The organism is Mesorhizobium sp. P2_E6, assembly GCF_056403835.1.
Window position 1 is genome coordinate 554,795 of sequence record NZ_JBFUEQ010000001.1, and the last position, 20,233, is coordinate 575,027.

General features: G+C 63.5%; 17 protein-coding genes and 1 tRNA gene. 7 read left to right on the forward strand and 11 right to left on the reverse strand.

The features are described 5' to 3' along the window. Nucleotides 1–143: 143 nt before the first annotated feature. The 5 genes from AC1D08_RS02655 to AC1D08_RS02675 all read right to left on the reverse strand — a co-directional run bounded on the left by AC1D08_RS02655 (nt 144) and on the right by AC1D08_RS02675 (nt 4,581). Complete coding sequence (locus tag AC1D08_RS02655; protein WP_167392072.1) at nt 144–1,145, reverse strand: Ldh family oxidoreductase; 1,002 nt, start codon at nt 1,143–1,145, stop codon at nt 144–146. Between the two features lie 91 nt (nt 1,146–1,236). Then, entirely contained in the window at nt 1,237–2,046 is an 810-nt protein-coding gene (locus AC1D08_RS02660) for an ABC transporter permease (protein WP_457153317.1), read from the reverse strand. Beyond that, nucleotides 2,046–2,759, reverse strand: a complete 714-nt coding sequence (locus AC1D08_RS02665) for an ABC transporter permease (RefSeq protein WP_206073704.1) — start codon at nt 2,757–2,759, stop codon at nt 2,046–2,048. Before AC1D08_RS02665 ends, AC1D08_RS02660 begins: the two co-directional genes overlap by 1 nt. Nucleotides 2,760–2,919: 160 nt before the next feature. After that, a complete protein-coding gene (locus AC1D08_RS02670; protein ID WP_095082937.1) occupies nt 2,920–3,714 on the reverse strand; it encodes a transporter substrate-binding domain-containing protein in 795 nt (264 codons plus the stop codon). 54 nt (nt 3,715–3,768) lie between these two features. Further along, the gene (locus AC1D08_RS02675; protein ID WP_477422639.1) at nt 3,769–4,581 is read right to left on the reverse strand and encodes an ABC transporter ATP-binding protein; all 813 of its coding nucleotides are present in this window, start codon (nt 4,579–4,581) and stop codon (nt 3,769–3,771) included. Nucleotides 4,582–4,801: 220 nt separating this feature from the next. Between AC1D08_RS02675 and AC1D08_RS02680 the strand changes: the two genes are divergently transcribed. From AC1D08_RS02680 to AC1D08_RS02690, 3 genes are all read left to right on the forward strand, one after another. Continuing rightward, the gene (locus AC1D08_RS02680; RefSeq protein WP_457150145.1) at nt 4,802–5,650 is read left to right on the forward strand and encodes a dimethylarginine dimethylaminohydrolase family protein; all 849 of its coding nucleotides are present in this window, start codon (nt 4,802–4,804) and stop codon (nt 5,648–5,650) included. After that, complete coding sequence (locus tag AC1D08_RS02685; protein ID WP_457150106.1) at nt 5,647–7,272, forward strand: 5-guanidino-2-oxopentanoate decarboxylase; 1,626 nt, start codon at nt 5,647–5,649, stop codon at nt 7,270–7,272. The genes AC1D08_RS02680 and AC1D08_RS02685 overlap by 4 nt, the downstream gene beginning before the upstream one ends. Nucleotides 7,273–7,463: 191 nt before the next feature. Next, nucleotides 7,464–8,171, forward strand: coding sequence for an SDR family NAD(P)-dependent oxidoreductase (locus AC1D08_RS02690; RefSeq protein WP_457150107.1), 708 nt, complete (start codon nt 7,464–7,466; stop codon nt 8,169–8,171). Here the strand turns inward: AC1D08_RS02690 and AC1D08_RS02695 are convergent. The 4 genes from AC1D08_RS02695 to aroA form a co-directional block, all read right to left on the reverse strand. Then, complete coding sequence (locus tag AC1D08_RS02695; RefSeq protein ID WP_457150108.1) at nt 8,156–9,922, reverse strand: hypothetical protein; 1,767 nt, start codon at nt 9,920–9,922, stop codon at nt 8,156–8,158. The two genes, AC1D08_RS02690 and AC1D08_RS02695, sit on opposite strands and share 16 nt — an antisense overlap. Nucleotides 9,923–10,151: 229 nt before the next feature. Then, nucleotides 10,152–11,849 (reverse strand): 30S ribosomal protein S1, encoded by a 1,698-nt coding sequence (rpsA, locus tag AC1D08_RS02700; RefSeq protein ID WP_477422510.1) that lies wholly within the window; start codon nt 11,847–11,849, stop codon nt 10,152–10,154. A gap of 208 nt (nt 11,850–12,057) precedes the next feature. Continuing rightward, nucleotides 12,058–12,708, reverse strand: coding sequence for a (d)CMP kinase (cmk, locus tag AC1D08_RS02705; RefSeq protein WP_457150110.1), 651 nt, complete (start codon nt 12,706–12,708; stop codon nt 12,058–12,060). Between the two features lie 122 nt (nt 12,709–12,830). Beyond that, the gene (gene aroA, locus AC1D08_RS02710) at nt 12,831–14,189 is read right to left on the reverse strand and encodes a 3-phosphoshikimate 1-carboxyvinyltransferase (protein ID WP_457150111.1); all 1,359 of its coding nucleotides are present in this window, start codon (nt 14,187–14,189) and stop codon (nt 12,831–12,833) included. Between the two features lie 206 nt (nt 14,190–14,395). Here aroA and AC1D08_RS02715 point away from each other — a divergent pair, with 206 nt between their 5' ends. The 3 genes from AC1D08_RS02715 to AC1D08_RS02725 all read left to right on the forward strand — a co-directional run bounded on the left by AC1D08_RS02715 (nt 14,396) and on the right by AC1D08_RS02725 (nt 17,125). After that, the gene (locus AC1D08_RS02715; RefSeq protein WP_457150112.1) at nt 14,396–14,785 is read left to right on the forward strand and encodes a TIGR02300 family protein; all 390 of its coding nucleotides are present in this window, start codon (nt 14,396–14,398) and stop codon (nt 14,783–14,785) included. A 172-nt stretch (nt 14,786–14,957) separates the two neighbouring features. Beyond that, nucleotides 14,958–15,033, forward strand: a tRNA-Ala gene (locus AC1D08_RS02720). Nucleotides 15,034–15,379: 346 nt separating this feature from the next. Next, a complete protein-coding gene (locus AC1D08_RS02725; protein ID WP_457150113.1) occupies nt 15,380–17,125 on the forward strand; it encodes an adenylate/guanylate cyclase domain-containing protein in 1,746 nt (581 codons plus the stop codon). A gap of 3 nt (nt 17,126–17,128) precedes the next feature. On the opposite strand, the gene dgoD is transcribed toward AC1D08_RS02725, so the two are convergent. Continuing rightward, nucleotides 17,129–18,277, reverse strand: a complete 1,149-nt coding sequence (gene dgoD, locus AC1D08_RS02730; RefSeq protein ID WP_095082920.1) for a galactonate dehydratase — start codon at nt 18,275–18,277, stop codon at nt 17,129–17,131. A gap of 8 nt (nt 18,278–18,285) precedes the next feature. Next, nucleotides 18,286–18,975, reverse strand: a complete 690-nt coding sequence (locus AC1D08_RS02735; RefSeq protein WP_457150146.1) for a FadR/GntR family transcriptional regulator — start codon at nt 18,973–18,975, stop codon at nt 18,286–18,288. Between the two features lie 257 nt (nt 18,976–19,232). On the opposite strand from AC1D08_RS02735, the gene AC1D08_RS02740 reads away from it, so the two are divergent. Continuing rightward, nucleotides 19,233–20,225, forward strand: a complete 993-nt coding sequence (locus AC1D08_RS02740) for an arabinose ABC transporter substrate-binding protein (protein ID WP_457150114.1) — start codon at nt 19,233–19,235, stop codon at nt 20,223–20,225. The last annotated feature ends 8 nt before the right edge of the window (nt 20,226–20,233 follow it).

Genomic DNA, 20,233 nt, shown 5'->3' on the forward strand with positions numbered 1-20,233 from the left:
ATCGGGCAAGCTCGCCTTGCCCTGGACATAGCTGGGTCGCTGCGATGCGCTGAAAGGTTCAGCAGCACGCAAAGAAAATTTGCACCGCAGCTCGCCTTGGGCGGGCAGTCTTCAGATAACTAGCTGATAAATAAGCGGATTATTCAGGAAGAATAACGTGCGGCGAATTCGGAAATGCGCTGCACCACCGCCTTTGGCGCGGTGATGCCCCGCGCCTGTGCCTTCTCGGCGGCTTCGGCCCGGGCACGCCCTGGCACATGCACGCCGAAGCGCCGCCGCAGCCGGTCGAGCTGGTCCTTCATGCGCTGCTCGAAATCGGGATCGAGCAGCTTGGGCTCGACGGCAAGCACGAACAGCCCGGTTCCTGGACTGTCCGGCCCGCCGGTGAACCATGGCGCGTCGAGCGACCAGTTGGCGCCCGACAGGCCAGCCGCCAGCACTTCGACCATCAGCGCGATGTTGGCGCCGCGCTGGCCGCCGAAGGCAAGCATGGCGCCCTTCATGGCGGCGGCCGGATCGGTGGTCGGGTTGCCGCTCGCATCCAGCGCCCAGCCTTCGGGGATTTTTTTGCCGTCTTCCGCCGCCTTGCGGATGTTGACGAAGGCGGTAGCGCTCGACGACTGGTCGATGACCAGCGGCGCGCCGTCGGCGGCAGGTGCTGCAAACGACATCGGGTTGGTGCAGTAGACCGGCTTGACCGAGCCTGAGCCGGCGAGCACCGCCGGGCCATTGGTGGCGGCGAACGACACCAGCCCGAGTTCGGCCAGCCTGCCGGTGAAGTAGCCGAGCGCGCCGCATGTATAGGCGTTCTTCTGCGAGAAGATGGCGACGCCGAACAGCTTTGCCGCCTTGGCGAGGTCGTCGATGGTGCGATCGAAGCCGGTATGCGCCAGCCCGCCGCGCGCGTCGGAGAGATAGACCGCCAGCGCCGGCCGGGTGATCACCGGGTCGGCATTGCCGTCGATGCGTCCGGCTTCGAGCGCCTCGAGATAATCGATGAAATGCGACAGCCCGACGGTCGAAAGTCCTTCCGACTCGGCGGCGATGATCGAAGCGGTGAGCGATTGCGCCGCTTCCTCATTGGCTCCGGCGCCAAGCGCCGCCATCCGGCAAAGTCCTTTTGCCTGGTCGAGACTGAGTTGCATCATGGCTGCCTCTAAGCGAGTAGGGTGTGGTGGCTAGTGAATAGAGGATGCGGCGCGCCGCTTCTACCCGCTATTCGCTGCTGGCTGCTCGCTAGCCGATCTTGTTGGGGATCCGCGCCTCGATCCTGCTGAAGGCGAAGACCAGGATGCCGGTGATCGTCATGTAGATCAGCGCCAGCAGCAGCAAGGGTTCGTAGGTCAGGTAGGTGTCCTGCCGCACCTTGGACGAGACGGCGAAGATATCGATGACGCTGATCGTCGCCACCAGCGGCGTCGACTTCAATTGCAGCACGGTTTCGCCGGTCAGCGTCGGCAGCGCACGATAGAACGCTTGTGGCAGCCAGATGCGCCGAAATGTCTTCCATCGGGTCATGCCGAAGGCGCGGGCGGCCTCAAGCTGGCCCTTGGGAACACCGGCAAAGGCGCCGCGCATCACCTCACCCTCATACCCGGCGAAAGACAAGGTCAATGCCAGGACGCCATAAGGCCAGGCTTGCCGCAGATACGGCCACATCCAGGATTCGCGGATCCACGGGTATTGCGGAAACAGCGAGCCCAGGCCGTAGTAGAGCAGCCACAGCTGGATCAGCAGCGGCGTGCCCCGGATTACCGTGCAGAAGACCTTGGCCGGTGCGGCGAACCAGAAGGAGCCGGTCGCTTGCGCCAGCCCGAGCGGCACGGCGAGCAGGAAGCCCAGCACGCAGGTGACGGCCAGGATCCACAGCGAGCGCCAGATGCCCAGCATTCCCATTTCATAATACTGCGGCAGCCAGTCCCACCGCATGAAAAAGGTGGCTCCCAGAACCAGCCCCAACGCCACAAGGATCAGCACAATGCGGTGCGGCTGCAACCACAGCGACGTTCGCGCGACGATATTGATAATGGCCGTTTCACCGGTCATCAGCGCGCCTCCTTGAGCGAAGGCATGCCGCGCCGCGACCAGGCCTCGATACGGCCGATGATCAGATTGGAAAACAGCGACAGCAGCAGATAGAGCACGCCGGCGGCGAAAAAGAAGGTGAAATAGGCTTTGGTGACGCCCGCGGCCTGCCGCGTTGCCAGCGCCAGTTCATAGAAGCCGACGACCGCCAGCAGCGCGGTGTCCTTGGTGGCGATCAGCCAGAGATTGGCGAGGCCCGGTATGGCGAAGGGCAGCATGGCCGGCAAGGTGATGCGCCGCAGCAGTAGGCCGGGAGACATTCCATAGGCGCGGGCGGCTTCGATCTGGCCTTGCGGAATGGCCAGGATCGCGCCGCGTATCACTTCGGTCGAATAAGCGCCCTGGACAAATCCGAGCACGGCGATGCCGGCGGCAAGGCCGCTGATGTCGACGCGCTGATAACCCATTGCCGTCAGTGCCTGGTTGATCAGGTCGGTTCCGGCATAATACAGCAGCAGGATCAGCACCAGTTCGGGCACGGCGCGCACGATGGTGGTGTAGACGGCCAGGAGATCGCGTACCACCGGCCCGCCATAGAGCTTGCCATAGGCGCCTCCGGTGCCGATCAGAAGGCCGAGGCACGTGGCGCCCAGCGCGATCTCGATCGAATGGAGCAATCCAACCAAGAGAGCTCCGCCCCAGCCCGGCGGGTAGGGCGAGAGAAGCTCGATGATGCCGGCCGCGGAGGCCGAAAGAAGTGCGTCGATCAGCGTCGTCCCCGAATTGCTGGCGTCAGCCGCTGTCAATTCTCGTCAGCGGAAAGCGTGCGTGGACAGGTTCCGGCGAAACCGCACGGCGCGATGCCGTGCGGTTGTTGCTCATGCGTGGACGACGTCAGTTCGACTGCGTCGGGCCGCCGTAAATGTCGAAATCGAAGTACTTCTTCGAGATTTCGTCATACTTGCCGTTGGCGCGGATGGCCTTGATGCCGGCGTTGATCTTGTCCTTCAGCTCGGTGTCCTCCTTGCGCACGCCCGCGCCGACGCCCGGTCCGAGCACTTCATCGTCCGGAGCCACCATGCCCTTGAGGTCGCAGCACGCCTTGCCCTGATCCGACTTGAGGAATTCGCCAAGCGCGATGGAATCGGCCTGCACCGCGTCGAGACGGCCGGCGGCAAGATCGTTGTTGGCCTCGTCCTGGGTCTGGTATTCCTTGATCTCGGCCGCCTCGGTGAAGTGCTTTTTGGCGTAGACGGCATGCACGGTCGACACCTGAACCCCGACCACCTTGCCCTTGAGGTCCGCGGGCGCGGGCCCGAATTTCTGGTCCTTGGGACCGATGATCGCGGTTGGCGTGTTGTAATATTTGTCGGAGAAGTCGATCGTCTTCTGGCGCTCGGCGGTGATCGACATCGAGCTGGCGATGACATCGATCTTCTTTGTCGTCAGCGCCGGGATGATGCCGTCCCAGGCAACCGGGGTGATGACGCAGTCGAGCTTCTCTTCGGCGCAGACGGCGTCGATGAAATCGATCTCCCAGCCAACCCACTTGCCCGAAGCATCCGGCGAGGTGAAGGGTGGATAGGGCTCGGCGGCGACGCCGATCTTGACCGGATCGGCCTTGGCCACGCCCATGGCGGCGACGCCCAGCAGCAGCGCTGCGGCAAATGTCTTCAGAACAGTCTTCATTTCACGACTCCCAGTTTGTTGTTGGTTCCCGGTTTTCTTCCGTCTCGGCCTGTCCTAGCCGATGTTGCGGATGAACTGCTTGAGCCTTTCGGATCTGGGCGCGCCGAAGATCTGCTCCGGCGGTCCTTCTTCCTCGACCAATCCATTGTAGAGATAGACGACATGCGTCGCGACCTCGCGGGCGAACTTCATCTCGTGGGTGACCAGCACCATGGTGCGGCCTTCGCGCGCCAGGTCGCCGATCACCTTCAGCACTTCACCGACCAGTTCGGGATCGAGCGCCGAAGTCGGCTCGTCGAACAGCATGACGCGCGGATTGATGGCCAGCGCCCGGGCGATCGCGGCACGCTGCTGCTGGCCGCCCGACAGATAGGCCGGATAGACGTCGCGCTTTTCGGCCAGGCCGACGCGGGCGAGCAGCTTCTCAGCCTCGCGGATCGCCACATCGCGCTGGATGCCAAGCACGTGCACGGGAACCTCGATGACGTTCTCGATCAGCGTCATGTGGCTCCACAGGTTGAAGTTCTGGAACACCATGCCGAGCTTGGAGCGGATGCGCTCGATCTGCTTGCGGTCGGCCGGAACCGTGTGGCCGTGGCTGTCCGCCTTCAGCTTGATCTCCTCGCCATTGACCCGGATGATGCCGCTGGTTGGGTTCTCCAGGCAGTTGATGCAGCGCAGCAATGTCGATTTGCCCGAGCCCGAGCCGCCGATAATGGCGATGACCTCGCCGTCGCGGGCCGACAGCGAGACGCCTTTCAGCACATGCAGCTCACCGAACCGCTTGTGCAGGTTCTCGACATGGATGGCTTCGGCGGCGCCGCCCTGCGCCGTGTGTTTCAGTATGGGGACGGCGCTTTGCGCCATCATCCCTTCGACGCTCCGAGGAGTGGTCGAGCCCGTCGCTGCTGGATTCTTTTACCCATTACCCGTCACTAGACAGAGTTCCCGTTCTCAAGATGGACCGTTCCGCTTGCCTCCGTCAACCATGGTTTTTGGACTATTGATCACAGCTTGCCGTAGTGGTTAGTGGCGGCAACGGACGTGTCGGGAGAATTGAGTGGGCAAATCATACGGGTCGCAGTCCATGGCCGGACCGCTGAAACGCGTGCTTATGCGGTCCGCCGCCAGCGCCATGCGTGATGCCAGGGCGCAGGAGTGGCACTACGGCCCGGGCTTCGAGCCGGGAAGAGCCGCTGCCCAGCATGAGCGATTGACGCAGCTGGTTTCGGCCTCCGGCGCGGAGGTCGAATGGCTGACGGATGCCAACGACGGGCTGGCCGATTCGGTCTTCACCCATGATCCTTCGCTGATGACTGATCACGGCGCGATCATTCTTGCCATGGGCAAGGCGCTGCGCCGGACTGAGCCCGGCCTGCACGAAGCCGCCTACAAGCGCCTGGGCATTCCCATCCTCGGCCGCATCGATGATCCGGGCCAGGTGGAAGGCGGCGACTGCGTCTGGGTGGATGCGAACACGCTGGCCGTCGGCCGTGGCGTGCGCACCAACCAGGACGGCATCCAGCAGCTCGCCAACCTGCTTTCGCCCAGGGGCATTTCGGTTTTTGGCTTCGATCTGCCGCTCTGGCACGGCGAGGAAGCCTGCCTGCACCTGATGTCGGTGATCAGTCCGCTTGCCGACGATCTGGCACTGGTCTACGCGCCTCTGCTGCCGGCCGCCTTCTACCAGATGCTGAAGGGCCGCGGCATCACGCTGGTCGAAGGCGATGCCGAAGAGTTCTATGCCTCCAACGGGCTCAGCCTCAATGTGCTGCCGACGGCCCCGCGCCAGGTCATCGCCGTCGCCGGCTTCCCCAGGACGGCGGCTGCCATGCAGGCGGCTGGCTGCACGGTTTCCACCTTCGAGGCGGATGCGCTGTGCATCGCTTGCGAGGGTGGCCCGACCTGCCTGACGCGACCGGTGCTGCGCCAATGACCACCATTGGGACCACGACTGAGACCACCCCCGGGAACACCATAGGGACGACTGTCGGCGAGGCGCTCATTTCGCTGCTCGAAGCCCATGGCGTCGACACGGTCTTCGGCATTCCCGGCGTGCACACAGTCGAACTCTACCGGGGGCTTGCGCGCTCGAAGATCCGCCATGTCACGCCGCGTCACGAGCAGGGCGCCGGCTTCATGGCCGACGGCTATGCGCGCGCCAGCGGTAGGCCGGGCGTCGCCTTCGTCATCACCGGACCGGGGCTCACCAACACCATCACCGCCATGGGGCAGGCGCGTGCCGATTCGGTGCCGATGCTGGTGATCTCAGGCGTCAACGCAACGCCGACGCTCGGCAAGGGCCTGGGCCATCTGCATGAACTGCCCGACCAGCGCGGCATGATGGAGAAGGTGGCGCTGTCTTCGCTCAGGGTCACCGAGGCCAGTGAATTGCCTGGCGCATTGGCGCAGGCCTTCGCGCTGTTTTCATCGGCCCGGCCCGGTCCGGTGCATATCGAAATCCCGACCGACGTCATGGTCAAGCCGGCGGATGGCATCACCGCCATGCTGAGCAATGCAGCACCGCCTGCGCCGTCCGGCGCGGCAATTGCCAGCGCGGCCAAACTCATCGCCGCCGCGCGCGCTCCGTTGATCCTGGCCGGCGGCGGCGCCAAACGCGCCGAAGCGCCATTGCGGCGTCTGGCCGAACAGCTGGGCGCGCCGGTCGTCGAGACAGCCAATGCGCGCGGCCTCCTGCATGCCCATCCGCTTTGCGTGCCGGCCAGTCCAAGTCTCAAGGCAGTGCGGGCGCTGATGGCGCAAGCGGATCTGGTCATTGCCGCCGGCACCGAATTCGGCCCCACCGACTATGACGGCTACAGCGATGGTGGGTTCGTCCTGCCCGCCAATCTGATCCGCATCGATATCGGCGCGGACCAATTGGCTCGCCGCCCGGCGACGATTTCGATTCAAGCCGATTGCGCCGAGGCGCTCGAAGCGCTGCTGCCGGAAATCAGCCATGTCCCGGCAAGCGAGGGCGGACCATCACGCGCCGCCGCAGCACGAGAGGCGGCCTTTGCCGAGATCAGTTCGACGATGCAGTCGCAGGTGCGCGCCGTGGAAGTGATCCGCGACGCACTACCCGGCGCGCTCATCGTCGGCGATTCGACGCAGCCGATCTATGCCGCCAATCTCTACTACGACCATGATCGCCCCGGCGGCTGGTTCAATGCCGCCACCGGCTTCGGCGCGCTCGGCTACGGCCCGCCGGCGGCGATCGGCGCCGCCCTTGCCGTGCCCGATGCGCCGGTCGTCTGTCTCACGGGGGATGGCGGCTTCCAGTTCACGCTACCGGAACTGGGCGCCGCACTTGATGCCCAGGCACCGGTCATCTTCGTCGTCTGGAACAATCGCGGTTACCGCGAGATCGAAACCTCGATGCTCGATGTCGGCGTCGAGCCGGTCGGCGTGTCGCCGGCGCCGCCGGATTTCTGCAAGCTGGCCGAAGCCTACGGCCTTGGCGCCGAACGGCTTGCCGATATCGACGCCTTGGCGGATGCGTTGAAACGCGCCCGGGCAACCGGGCTGCCGCGCGTCATCGAAATCACTGTCGACTGAAGAGTGGCGGCGCAACGTGCTTCATGTGCCTCAGCCGGCATGGACCCGGCTGGCCGACAGGCCGATGCATGCAAAGACGCAACAACTGCCATGTCGAGATATCAGTTGAGTGATGGTGCGAAAGGCGCGACGCTCTGCGTCGGGCGGCGTAACAAGCGACACAATCAAAAGAATAACAGGAGCGGTCCAGGATGACGGAAACACTTGAAGGCAGGCACATTGTCGTGACCGGAGGCACCGGGGCGCTCGGTGGTGCGGTCGTCGGCAAACTGCTGAGTGAGGGCGCGATCTGCCATGTGCCCAATGCCCATGCCGCGGCACCCGGGCATTTCCCCTTTGCCGAGCATGACCGCGTCAAGCTGGTGCACAATGTCGATCTCTCGGACTCCGCCAAGGTAGAGGCGTTCTACAGCCAGGTTCCAGGTCTGTGGGGCTCGATCCACCTGGCCGGCGGCTTCACCGCGGCACCGGTGGAAAAGATCGAGTCGGCATCCTTTGCCGAGATGATGGACACCAACGCACGCACCGCCTTCTTGTGCTGCCGCGCGGCGGTGCGCTCGATGCTGGCGTCGGACATCGCGGGCCGCATCGTCAATGTCACGGCGCGCGCCGGGCTCGACCCGCGGCGCGGCAGCGGCATGGTTGCCTACGCCGCCAGCAAGGCCGCGGTAGCGGCGATGACGGTGGCGATGGCCGAGGAGTTGAAAGGCAGGGGCATTCTGGTCAATGCCGTGGCGCCATCGACGCTCGATACGCCGGCAAACCGCGCCGATATGCCGGATGCCGACGTCACCAGATGGGTCAGTCTCGAAGCGGCCGCCGAAGCCATTGCCTATCTCGCCTCGCCAGCCAATCAAGCGATGAGCGGAACGCTGGTGCCGCTCTACGGCAGGGCCTGAGCAGAAGCCGTCGAAACAGGGCAGGTGGCCTCCGATCCGTCGGCGTTGCGGTAGCTGTAGAGCCGCAGCGGCGAGGAAGCATCCGTCGGACACTCCTTGAGCCATGATGGCGGGTGGCCCTCCATCAGCGCTGCCGCGAATGGATAGGTGGTTTCGAGATCTGGCGACGGTGGGCCTCTCCACCCGCAAAGGGCGACATGCGTCGCCTTGGACGCATCGAGAAACGAGCGCGGGTCGGCGGTCGAGGGATCAAGGAAGCGATAGCTGCGTTCGATCCCTTGAGCCGACGGGTGATTGGGGATTGTCACCACCTTGGGACCTTCGGCAAGAGCAAGAAAATGCGCTCCGATCAACGGTGGCGTCAGAACGACGGCGCCTGCCGGCCAACCCTGTCGCGGCTCAATGTGCCTGAGATCGCAGCTGTCGGCGAACTCGCCGGCTGGAATGGCTGCATGCGATGGTCTTGCCGACAGCTGGTACAGCGCCATCGCCGCGGACAAAACCAGACCGGGCAGGATCAACGCGTATCTTGGCGATGCCACCGGCACGCGTGATTTCAAATAGCGCCCCAGTCCCGCATCTGGTGGCAGGAAACTCGCCAGCACGAAGGTCAGACCGATGCCGGAAAAGACCGGAAGATAGCGAAAGTAGCGGAAGTAGCCGATCGCCAGCGCCAGCGAGAGCAGCGAGAACAGCGACAGGATGACCAGCGGCCGGCTCCGGCTCCGCGGATTGAGGCAGATGACTGCCGGGGCGAGCGCGCCGACGAACAGCAACGCCATGCTGGGAAAGCTGTCCGACAAAACGAAATCAGGGCGCCGGAACAAGCTCAGTTCCTGAGGGATCCTGTTGAGCATGTTGTCGCGTACATAGGCGTCGAGCGAAGCATAAGGGCCGTCCAGGCATTGCGGGAACAACACCACCAGCGCCGCCGCGCTGGCGGCCGCGAACACCAGCAAGATTGCCGTCCGCGTCGCCCATCCGCCGCGCCGGCCGACAAGCAAAGGCACCACGGCAAATGAAAGCCCGGCCGCTACGAGTGCCGTCACATGCGGTGTCGAATAGGTGTCGCACCTGACGGCGGAATAGGCTGAAGGCGGCACGATCGCGGCGAACAGCCCGAGCCCGCCAAGGGCCAATGCCAGCCCGAAGCCAGCGATCCTGTCGGCACCCCGTTCGCGGCCGAAGATCCAGTCAAAGGCATAGACCGCCATCACCAGCGCATAGAACGGTGCGAACTCGGCGCTGATCGCAAGCGCCAAGGCCGCCAGCAGCCCGTTGATGAAGGCAGCGAAGCGGTTCTGCGACAACATCAAGACCAGGGCCGCGAGCAGAAGCAGTATTTGCAGATTGTGGTAGTCGATCCGTCCCGGGGCATATTCGAAAAAGCTGCGTGCGGCAAAGATCAGAGCCAGCGGCAATGCAACGGCCGGGTTGGCAAAGCCCACTGCGATCACCAGCCGATTGTAGAAATAGAGCGCCGGCGCAAGCAGCAGCAGCGGCACGGCAAAGCTTGCCATCGTCAGCGCCGGCTCGAAGCCGGCAAACGGCATCAGCAGACGCGCGAAGGCGGCATAGGGCAGGTCCACGATCCATGGCCAATGCGAGACATAGGGCTCTGGCTGGGCAACACCGGGCAGCATCCGGTCGAAGATGTTGCCCGTTTCAAGCAAGGTGCGGACTTCATGCAGTTTGACCAGGTCGTCCACGTCGCCGTTGAGCTGGAAGCCCAGGGACCAGAGGACGGCCATCAAGATCGCCATTCCGCAAAAGCAGAACAAGGCCGGTGACCTGATGTAGAGACGCAGCAACCACGAAGAGCCCGTAGCGGGACAATCGTCGTCATTGCGCATGGAAAGCCTCTCCTCGGATTACTGGCAAATACCCGAGGAAGTTTATCTTACCGTAAAGAAAAACCCCGCCGGATCGCTCCGGCGGGGCTTGAACTGACCACCGCGCAAGGCGGTGGGGGCAGATGACTTAGCTGCCCTGCTTCTTCAGCGCGGCACCAAGGATGTCGCCCAGCGAAGCGCCGGAGTCGGTCGAGCCGTACTGGGCGACCGCTTCCTTCTCTTCGGCGATTTCCAGCGCCTTGATCGAGACCTGCAGCTTGCGGGTCTTCTTGTCGAAGGCGATGACGCGCGCGTCGACCTTCTGGCCGACGGTGAAGCGCTCGGGGCGCTGCTCGTCGCGGTCACGGCTCAGATCGGAGCGCTTGATGAAGGTCTCGATGCCGCTGTCGACCAGCCGCACTTCCAGACCGCCATCCTTGACGCCGATGACTTCGCAGGTGACGACCGCGTTCTTGCGCAGTTCGCCGCTCGTCGCTGCTTCGCCGACCGTATCCTTGGCCAGCTGCTTGATGCCGAGCGAGATGCGCTCCTTGTCGATGTCGACGTCGAGCACCTGCGCCTTGACCATGTCGCCGCGATTGTACTCTTCGATGACCTGCTCGCCCGGACGGGTCCAGTCGAGATCGGAGAGATGGACCATGCCGTCCACGTCGCCTTCGAGGCCGATGAACAGGCCGAACTCGGTCTTGTTCTTGACCTCGCCCTCGACCTGGCTGCCGACCGGATGGCTGCTGGCGAAAGCCTGCCACGGGTTCTCGAGCGTCTGCTTGAGGCCGAGCGAGATGCGGCGCTTGGCCGGATCGACTTCGAGCACCACCACGTCGACTTCCTGGGTCGTCGACAGGATCTTGCCAGGATGCACGTTCTTCTTCGTCCACGACATTTCCGAAACGTGGATGAGGCCTTCGATGCCCGGCTCCAACTCGACGAACGCGCCGTAGTCGGTGATGTTGGTGACGGTACCCTTGATCTTCTTGCCGATCGGGAACTTGGTGCCGATCTCGGACCACGGATCGCTCTCGAGCTGCTTCATGCCGAGCGAGATGCGGTGGGTTTCCTGGTTGATGCGGATGATCTGCACCTTGACCGTCTGACCGATGCTGAGGATTTCGGTCGGATGGTTGACGCGGCGCCATGCCATGTCGGTGACATGCAGCAGGCCGTCGATGCCGCCGAGGTCGACGAACGCACCGTAGTCGGTGATGTTCTTGACGACGCCTTCGACAACCTGGCCTTCTTCGAGGTTCTGCACGATTTCCGAACGCTGTTCGGCGCGGCTCTCCTCGAGCACGGTGCGGCGCGACACCACGATGTTGCCGCGGCGGCGATCCATCTTGAGGATCTCGAAGGGCTGCGGGTTGTGCATCAGCGGGGAGACGTCGCGGATCGGGCGGATATCGACCTGGCTGCGCGGCAGGAAGGCCACGGCGCCGTCGAGGTCGACGGTGAAGCCGCCCTTGACCTGGTTGAAGATGACGCCTTCGACGCGCTCACCCTTGGTGAACTTCTCTTCGAGGCGGACCCAGCTCTCTTCGCGGCGGGCCTTTTCACGGCTGAGCATCGCTTCGCCAAGCGCGTTCTCGATGCGCTCGACATAGACTTCGACGGTGTCACCGACCTTGAGGGTGGTGTCCTTGCCCTTGACGCCGAATTCCTTCAGCGGCACGCGGCCTTCGACCTTGAGGCCGACGTCGATGATGGCCATGTCCTTTTCGATCGCCGTGATCGTGCCCTTGACGACCTGGCCTTCGCCGGAATGACCTGTGGTGAATGATTCTTCGAGCAGGCTCGCGAAATCATCGCGAGTGGGATTTGCAGCTGACATTGTTTCTCCTGGAATGCCCCGCTTCTGTCGCGGGACGGGCGCCGTGGGTTAGCGTTGCGTTGGCCTGCCGGCGTTCCGGGCTACAAAAGCCCTGGGCCGCTCTTTAAGCGGCAATTCCGGCGCATGAAGAATGCTAGCAGGCTGGTTCGTGCCCGATATGGGTATTTTCTTCGCCTCCGACAACGGAAACACGAGGGAAAAACCCGGCTCAGGCCTTGTCTCTCTTGGCCAGCACGTCGTCGATGATCGCCATGGCCGCAAGAAACGCGGCTTCTATAGCCATTTCGCTGGTATCAAGCAAGTGCGCGTCTGCCGCCGGCTTCAAGGGCGAGTCGGCGCGGCCCATGTCGCGCTCGTCACGGCGCACGATATCGGCGAGGATCTCGGTGAAATCGGCGGTGCCGCCGATGCTCTCGATCTCGGCCAGTCGCCGCCGCGCCCGCACCTCGGCGCTCGCCGTTACATAGAGTTTTATGTCGGCGTCGGGGCAGACGACGGTGCCGATGTCGCGGCCATCGAGCACGGCGCCCGGCGGCGTCGTGGCGAATGCGCGCTGCTTTTCGACCAGGATGCGCCGCACAGTCGGGAAAACCGCGACCTTCGAGGCCGCCTCGCCGACCGCATGCGCCGACAGCACCGACCGGTCGAGCTTCGCCAGATTGACCTGGCGTGCAGCGGTTTCGGCCGCCGAGACATTGTCGAGCGGCAGCGCGTGCTGGATCAGCGCGTAGGCCACCGCGCGATAGGTAAGGCCAGTGTCGAGCAGGTTCAGACGGTAATGGTCGGCAAGTCGCCGAGCCAGCGTGCCTTTTCCGGCGCCGGCCGGGCCGTCGATGGCGATGGTGAAGACGTGTGTCATTGGTGGGCTACCGTGACTGAGATCGAAGAGCGCAGCGGTCCAGACAAGCGTTGCATTCCTTCGCGCTGTCCCTCCGACCTTCCCGTTCGGTCCCAATCTCCCAGGGTTGCTGCCATCAACCGTTACCCAATCTCCGCGCCCAGCCCCTTCATCAGCCCCATGAATTCCGGAAAACTGGTTGCGATCATCGCCTGGTCGTCGATGGTGACGGGCTTTTCCGTCGCCAGCCCCATGACCAGAAAGCTCATGGCGATGCGGTGGTCGAGATGGGTCTGCACCGTCGTGTCCTGGCCGTTGGGATGGCGGCCAAGTCCCTTGCCGCCCGGTTTGCCGCGCACGGCGAGGGAAGCCTCGCCCTCGGTGCAGTCGACGCCGTTGATCTTCAGCCCGTTGGCGACGGCCGACAGCCGGTCGGATTCCTTCACCCGCAGCTCTTCCAGCCCCTGCATCAGCGTTTCGCCCTCGGCGAAGCTGGCGGCAACCGCAAGCACGGGATATTCGTCGATCATCGACGGCGCCCGCTCGGGCGGCACGGTGACGCCTTTCAGTTCGGAATAACGCACGCGCAGGTCGGCGACATCCTCGCCGCCGGCATTGCGCGGATTGAGGATCTCGATCTTGCCGCCCATTTCCTGCAGCGTCAAAAGCAGGCCGGTGCGGGTCGGGTTCATCAGCACATTCTCGATCGTGATGTCGGAGCCCGGTACGATCAGTGCCGCCACCAGCGGGAAGCCGGCCGAGGACGGGTCGCCCGGCACCGCGATCGTCTGGCCGGTCAGTCTGCCCTGGCCTTCGATGAAGATGTGGCGCACGCCGCGCTCGTCGGTCTCCACCGACAGATTGGCGCCAAAGCCCTTCAGCATCTTTTCGGTGTGGTCGCGCGTCATGACAGGCTCTATGACGGTGGTGATGCCCGGCGTGTTGAGACCGGCGAGCAGCACCGCCGACTTGACCTGCGCCGAGGCCATCGGCACGCGGTAGGTGATGGGTGCGGCGTGCTTCGGCCCATGCAGCGTGATCGGCATGCGGTCGCCGGGCGTCGCCTTCAGCACCTGAACGCCCATCTGGCGCAAGGGTTCGAGCACGCGGCCCATCGGCCGGCCCGACAGCGAAGCGTCGCCGATGAAGGTCGTTTCCATGTCATAGGTACCGACCAGGCCCATGGTCAGCCGCGAGCCAGTACCGGCATTGCCGAAGTCGAGCGGGCCTTCCGGCTGCAGCAGCGCGCCATTGCCGGTGCCGCGGATCACCCACTCGGCGCCGCGCTTCTCGATATTAGCGCCCATTGCCTTCATGGCCGCACCGGTGCGCATCACGTCCTCGCCTTCGAGTAGGCCGGTGATGCGGGTCTCGCCAGAGGCGAGGCCGCCAAACATGAAGGAGCGGTGCGAGATCGACTTGTCGCCCGGCACGCGCGCCGTGCCGGCAAGGGCTGGTGATTTGCGGGCGGTGGCCGACTTTGGGGCGGCGGCGTGAGACATGGAATTTCCCTGGACGGAATGCCGGCGGGCCGGCGCTTTTCATTTGTTGCGGCGGTCTCGTATCACGGCGGGCCGAAATGGTCATCCCCCATGGTCGTCATCGACGCGAGGCCTTTCATTGCATGGTTTTGTGACGCCGGCTTTTCGCTTTGACAGCGCTGCAAACTGTGGTTAAGGGGACCACTCTTTTATTGACGAGGCTTGCCGTGGCAAAAACCGAACTTGGCATAAAGCGCATCGACCCGGAGACGGGTCGAAAATTCTACGACCTGAACAAGGACCCGATCGTCTCGCCCTACACCGGCAAGACCTATCCTCGTTCCTATTTCGAGGAAGGCAAGATCGCCGCCCTCGAGGAGGAAGAGGAAGTGGCCGAGAAGGAAGTGGACGCCGAGGACGAAGAGGGCGTTGAAGTCGTCTCGCTCGAAGAGGCCGACGAAGACGTCAAGGCCGACGATCTGCCGGATCTCGGCGACGACGAGGACGATGTCGACCTCGGCGACGACGAAGATGACACCTTCCTTGCCGACGAAGAAGAAGAAGACGACGACGTTGCCGACATGATCGGCGTCGGCGACGACGACGACGAGGTCTGATCGGCCTTGAAAGCAGGCGTTTGCCAGCTTTCGTGGCCTGTGAAGAAAAAGCCGCTCTTGAAGGCTTGATATTGACGAAAGGCGGGGTTAGAAGCCGCCTGCACTAACGGCGCGGTCTCCAACCCACGCCGGATCTCTTCGCCGGAAACGGCGCCGGTTGACTGCCGGAAGTGGGGCCATAGCTCAGTTGGGAGAGCGCTTGAATGGCATTCAAGAGGTCGTCGGTTCGATTCCGATTGGCTCCACCAAGTTCCCTCTAGACCATTGATTTTCCTGGAAAGCCTTGATTTCAAGGCTCTATTCTACGGATGTGGTCGAAGCACATTCCCACCATCTTCGAAGCCGTTCAATCGGCTACTGAATGCGATCGATTTGGGATGAAACCTTCCCCTTTCGAGCAGGCAGACCAATTGAACAGCCGCGAGCGGGTATGCGGAGCGTTCGATTTCCTTCCCGCATGCGCTCATTTCGAGTAATGCTATGACTGGGCGCCTTCCGATCGCGCGGGGACGGTGCTGTTAGGTGGCGGCTTCACCGTGATCGGCTTTGATTGCAGCGTTTGCCATCTAGGATTGCGTGCTTCGAGGCTGGAACATGGAACACAGGCTCGCGGCGGTGCTGGCAGCCGACATGGCTGGATACTCTCGGCTCATGGAAGCCGACGAGAGGGGCACGCTTGCGCGGCTCAAAACGCACCGGATCGAACTCATTGATCCGGCAATCGCCAAGAACCAGGGCCACATCATCAAAACCACCGGTGACGGCATGCTGGTCGAGTTCCAGAGCGTGGCAGATGCCGTGCGCTGCGCGGCGGAGGTGCAGATCCGCATGCGCCGCCGCAACGCCGACGTACCGGAAGCCGGACGCATTCAGTTTCGGATCGGCATCAATCTCGGCGACATCATCTTCGATGAGGGCGACATTTATGGCGACGGCGTGAATGTCGCCGCCCGGCTAGAGCAGATGGCCGAAGTCGGCGGGGTGTGCGTCACCCAGGCCGTGTACGAACAGGTCTTCGATCGGCTCGAAATCAGGTTCGAGGACCTTGGCGAGAAGGCCCTGAAGAACATCTCTCGCCCGATACGGGTCTGGCGCGCGGTGCTGGACGATGCAGCCGATCCGCGAGTGGGGGACAGCTCGGCCCGGCACAGCGTGGTGAAGCCGTCGATCGCGGTCCTGCCTTTCGCCAATATGAGCGGCGAATCCGAACAGGAATTTTTCGTTGATGGTCTGACCGAGGACATCATCACGGAACTTTCGCGCCGGCACGAGCTGTTCGTCATCTCGCGCAACTCCACCTTCGTCTACAAAGGGCAGTCGGTTAACCTTCGTGAAATTGCCCGGAAGCTGGGCGCGCAATTCCTGGTGGAGGGCAGCGTCCGCAAATCGGGCGGGCAGCTCAGGGTGACGGCGCAGCTGATCGATACTGCCACCGATACGCACATCTGGGCCGAGCGATACGACCGCAAGCTCGACGATGTCTTCGCCATTCAGGACGAACTGACCGCAGCGATCGTGGCCACGCTGCCAGGCCGCGTCGAAGCCGCGCAGCAGGATGTCGTGGCGCGCAAAACACCCGCCAACATGGCAGCATACGAATGCGTGCTCGCGGCCAAGGTCCGCCACCATCGCAGCAGTCGAGCCGAGAATGAGGAGGCGCTGAAGCTGGTGACACGAGCGCTGGAACTCGACCCCGAATACGCGCATGCCCATGCCTGGCGGGGCTGCATCCTGGGGCAAGCTTGGGGCTACGGCTGGTGCGCCGATAAGGACGCCGCTTTCGACGAAGTCATCCGTGAGCTTGAGTTGGCGCAAGAGCTGGACAGCAACGATGCGGACGTCCAACGGATATTGGCGGCCATCAGCATCAGCCGCAACGATCTGACGAAGGCTCGGCACCACCAGGAGCGGGCACTCGCCCTCAATCCAAACTACGATCTCGTCGTGGTCCAGCACGGCGAGCTTTTGACTTGGCTCGGTCACCCCAAGGAAGGGGCCGACTGGATCCGCAAGGCGATGCGGTTGAACCCTCACCACCCCGAACGCTTCTGGAGCCATCTTGGGAAAGCTCACTTTACAGCCCACGAATATCCCGAAGCAATCGAGGCCTTCATGCATCTGTCGAAGATGGATGCCAACCAACACGCCTTTGTCGCGGCGGCCTATCACTGGCTGGGCGATCGGACCGCTGCGTCCGCTCACCTCGCTCAGATAGACAAGGTCGATCCGGAATTTACGATTGATGCGTTGGTCTCTACCCTGCACTACGAGAACGAGGCGGATCTTCATCACCTGGTTGATGGACTGAAGTCACCCAACGCGGCGCAGGTGAAAGCATAGTCATCACCACTCGGCGAAGGAGCCGTCCTTGTGGCGCCAGATTGGGTTGCGCCAGCGGTGGCCTTCCTTGGCGCGCTCCTTGACGTAGTCCTCGTCGATCTCGACGCCGAGGCCCGGGCCGTCGGGAATGGCGACATAACCATCCTGGTAGCGGAAGACATCCTTGTTGGCGGCGTAGTCTAGCAGGTCGTTGGCGGCGTTGTAGTGGATGCCGAGGCTCTGCTCCTGGATGAAGCAGTTGTAGCTCACGGCATCGAGCTGCAGGCAGGCGGCAAGCGCGATCGGCCCGAGCGGGCAGTGTGGCGCCACCGCGACGTCATAGGCCTCGGCCATGGCCGCGATCTTGCGGCATTCGGTGATGCCGCCGGCATGCGAAAGGTCGGGCTGGATGATGTCGACGACGCCTTCCTCGAACACCGACTTGAAGTCCCAGCGGCTGTAGAGCCGTTCCCCCAAAGCAATCGGCGTCGAGCCGAGGGCGGCGATCTCCTTCAGCGCCTCGCGGTTTTCGCTGAGCACCGGCTCCTCGATGAACATCAGCCTGTAGGGCTCGAGCTCCTTGACCAGGATGCGCGCCATCGGCCGGTGCACGCGGCCGTGGAAATCAACGGCGATGCCGATGTTGGGGCCGACGGCCTCGCGCACCATGGCGACCCGCTCGACCGCGGCATCTATCCTGTCATGGCTGTCGACGATCTGCAGTTCCTCGGTGCCGTTCATCTTGAGCGCCAGGAAGCCGCGCGCCACCACTTCCCGGGCGCCGGCGGCGACCTCGGCCGGCCGGTCGCCGCCGATCCAGGAATAAACCTTGATGCTGTCGCGCAACTTGCCGCCGAGCAGTTCATGCACGGGCACGCCGAGCGCCTTGCCCTTGATGTCCCACAGCGCCTGGTCGATACCGGCAATCGCGCTCATCAGGATCGGTCCGCCACGGTAGAAGCCGCCGCGATGCATCACCGTCCAGTGGTCCTCGATCAGGCGCGGGTCCTTGCCGATGAGATAATCACCAAGCTCCTTGACCGCCGCCTCGACGGTCAGCGCCCGGCCTTCAACGACCGGCTCGCCCCAGCCGGTGACGCCGGCATCGGTCTCGATCTTCAGGAACAGCCAGCGCGGTGGAACGATGTAGGTGGTGAGCGAGATGATTTTCATGCGCTGTCTCAGTTGTTCTTGAGTTTCTTGGCGCTGACGAGGTCGCGCGCGGCAAGGTCGAGGATCTTGCTTGCCGCCCGACGCGCCGCCTCGGCGTCGCGCATGCGCAGCGCCTCGACCACCTCGCGGTGCGCCGCCACCGCTTCCAGGCGCCGCTCGAGCGAAATCGTCGCCGTCGCCTCCAGCGAGAATTTCAGCCCCGTGTCGATCAGATTGCCGATCTGGCGAAAGATCGGGTTGTGGCTCGCGGCATAGACGATCTGGTGGAAAGCGATGTCGGAGCGCGAGAAAGCGGCGCGATCCTCTCCGGCGCTGGCCATGCCGCGCCAGGCAGCTTCGAGATCGGCGATCTCCTGCAGTGTCGCGCGTGTCGCGGCAAGCTCGGCGACCAGCGGTTCGATGGCCCGGCGTGTCTCCAGGATGGCGTCGAAGAGCTTGTCGTCCAGCGCGTGCGGCGCGTGCCAGGCCAGCACCTGCGGGTCGATGATGTTCCAGTCGTCCTCGTTGCAGACGATGGTGCCGACGCGCGGCCGCGACAACACCAGCCCCTTGGCGGCCAGCACCTTCAGCGCCTCGCGGATGACGGTGCGGCTGACGCCGTATTCGACGCCAAGTTCGTTTTCGGTCGGCAAGGAGGACCCGGCCGGGTAGCGGCCGGAAAAGATGTCCGAGGCCATCGCTTTGGTCACGTCGGGCATGACGCGTGGGCGTCGGGTGGTAGCCCCCTCGGGGGCTTTCTTCGAAATTTCGGTCACCTTAGCCCTCCTCCAAGGCGGCGAACCTGCGAGTTCGCGCAACCGGCCCGGCATTAGCGGATGCAAACGAGTTGCGCCAGCGATCGTTGGTCAGAGCATGTACATTAATTATCATACCAGATCAATTGACGAGTATGATAAAAGCGAATAGAAACGCCGACACCCGGGCTGAGCGCCCGGCCTATCGCTGGGAGGTAATCATGCGACTTTTGAAGACCGCGCTCGTCGCGGGCGCTCTTGCCGTGCTGTCCGTCACGACGATCGCTTCTGCCTATGCTCAGGACACCAAGATCGGTTTCATCGTCAAACAGCCCGAGGAACCGTGGTTCCAGGACGAATGGAAGTTCGCCGACCAGGCTGCCAAGGAAAAGGGCTTCACCCTCGTCAAGATCGGCGCCGAGGACGGTGAGAAGCTGATGTCGGCGATCGACAATCTCGGCGCCCAGGGCGCCCAGGGCTTCATCGTCTGCACGCCGGATGTGAAGCTCGGACCTGGCATCGTCGCCAAGGCCGCCGCCAACAATCTCAAGCTGATGACCGTCGACGACCGTCTGGTCGGTGCCGACGGCAAGGCGCTGGAAGACGTGCCCCATATGGGCATCTCGGCTACCAAGATCGGCGAGGCCGTCGGCCAGGCGATCGTCGATGAAATGAAGGTGCGTGGCTGGAAGGCCGACGAGGTCGGCGCCATCCGCGTCTCCTATGATCAGCTGCCGACGGCGGTCGATCGTGTCGAAGGCGCCATCTCGGTGCTGAAGGCGAACGGCTTCAAGGCCGAGAACATCTTCGACGCGCCGCAGGCCAAGACCGACACGGAAGCCGCGCTGAACGCCGCGACGGTCGTGCTCAATGCCCATGCCGACATCAAGAAATGGATCTCCTTCGGCCTCAACGACGAAGCCGTGCTGGGCGCTGTGCGCGCCTCAGAAAGCGTCGGCATCCCGGCGGACGGCATGATCGGCGTCGGCATCGGCGGCGCGGATTCGGCGATCAACGAGTTCAAGAAGCCGGCCGCCACTGGCTTTGTCGGCACCGTGATCATCTCGCCGAAGCGCCATGGCTATGAGACGGCGCTCAACATGTACGACTGGGTTGCCAACAACAAGGAGCCGGAGAAGCTGATCCTGACCTCCGGCGCACTGGCCAAGCGCGACGACTATCAGAAGGTCCGCCAGGGTCTCGGCATCGAGTAATCCTCCCT

What these genes read in the sequence shown, in the direction of transcription:
- AC1D08_RS02740 (WP_457150114.1), top strand. Translation starts at nt 19,233, where the DNA reads ATGCGACTTTTGAAGACCGCGCTCGTCGCGGGCGCTCTTGCCGTGCTG.
- AC1D08_RS02655 (WP_167392072.1), bottom strand. Translation starts at nt 1,145, where the DNA reads ATGCAACTCAGTCTCGACCAGGCAAAAGGACTTTGCCGGATGGCGGCG.
- AC1D08_RS02660 (WP_457153317.1), bottom strand. Translation starts at nt 2,046, where the DNA reads ATGACCGGTGAAACGGCCATTATCAATATCGTCGCGCGAACGTCGCTG.
- AC1D08_RS02690 (WP_457150107.1), top strand. Translation starts at nt 7,464, where the DNA reads ATGACGGAAACACTTGAAGGCAGGCACATTGTCGTGACCGGAGGCACC.
- cmk (WP_457150110.1), bottom strand. Translation starts at nt 12,708, where the DNA reads ATGACACACGTCTTCACCATCGCCATCGACGGCCCGGCCGGCGCCGGA.
- AC1D08_RS02725 (WP_457150113.1), top strand. Translation starts at nt 15,380, where the DNA reads ATGGAACACAGGCTCGCGGCGGTGCTGGCAGCCGACATGGCTGGATAC.
- AC1D08_RS02670 (WP_095082937.1), bottom strand. Translation starts at nt 3,714, where the DNA reads ATGAAGACTGTTCTGAAGACATTTGCCGCAGCGCTGCTGCTGGGCGTC.
- rpsA (WP_477422510.1), bottom strand. Translation starts at nt 11,849, where the DNA reads ATGTCAGCTGCAAATCCCACTCGCGATGATTTCGCGAGCCTGCTCGAA.
- AC1D08_RS02680 (WP_457150145.1), top strand. Translation starts at nt 4,802, where the DNA reads ATGGCCGGACCGCTGAAACGCGTGCTTATGCGGTCCGCCGCCAGCGCC.
- AC1D08_RS02695 (WP_457150108.1), bottom strand. Translation starts at nt 9,922, where the DNA reads ATGGCCGTCCTCTGGTCCCTGGGCTTCCAGCTCAACGGCGACGTGGAC.
- dgoD (WP_095082920.1), bottom strand. Translation starts at nt 18,277, where the DNA reads ATGAAAATCATCTCGCTCACCACCTACATCGTTCCACCGCGCTGGCTG.
- AC1D08_RS02675 (WP_477422639.1), bottom strand. Translation starts at nt 4,581, where the DNA reads ATGGCGCAAAGCGCCGTCCCCATACTGAAACACACGGCGCAGGGCGGC.
- AC1D08_RS02685 (WP_457150106.1), top strand. Translation starts at nt 5,647, where the DNA reads ATGACCACCATTGGGACCACGACTGAGACCACCCCCGGGAACACCATA.
- AC1D08_RS02735 (WP_457150146.1), bottom strand. Translation starts at nt 18,975, where the DNA reads ATGCCCGACGTGACCAAAGCGATGGCCTCGGACATCTTTTCCGGCCGC.
- aroA (WP_457150111.1), bottom strand. Translation starts at nt 14,189, where the DNA reads ATGTCTCACGCCGCCGCCCCAAAGTCGGCCACCGCCCGCAAATCACCA.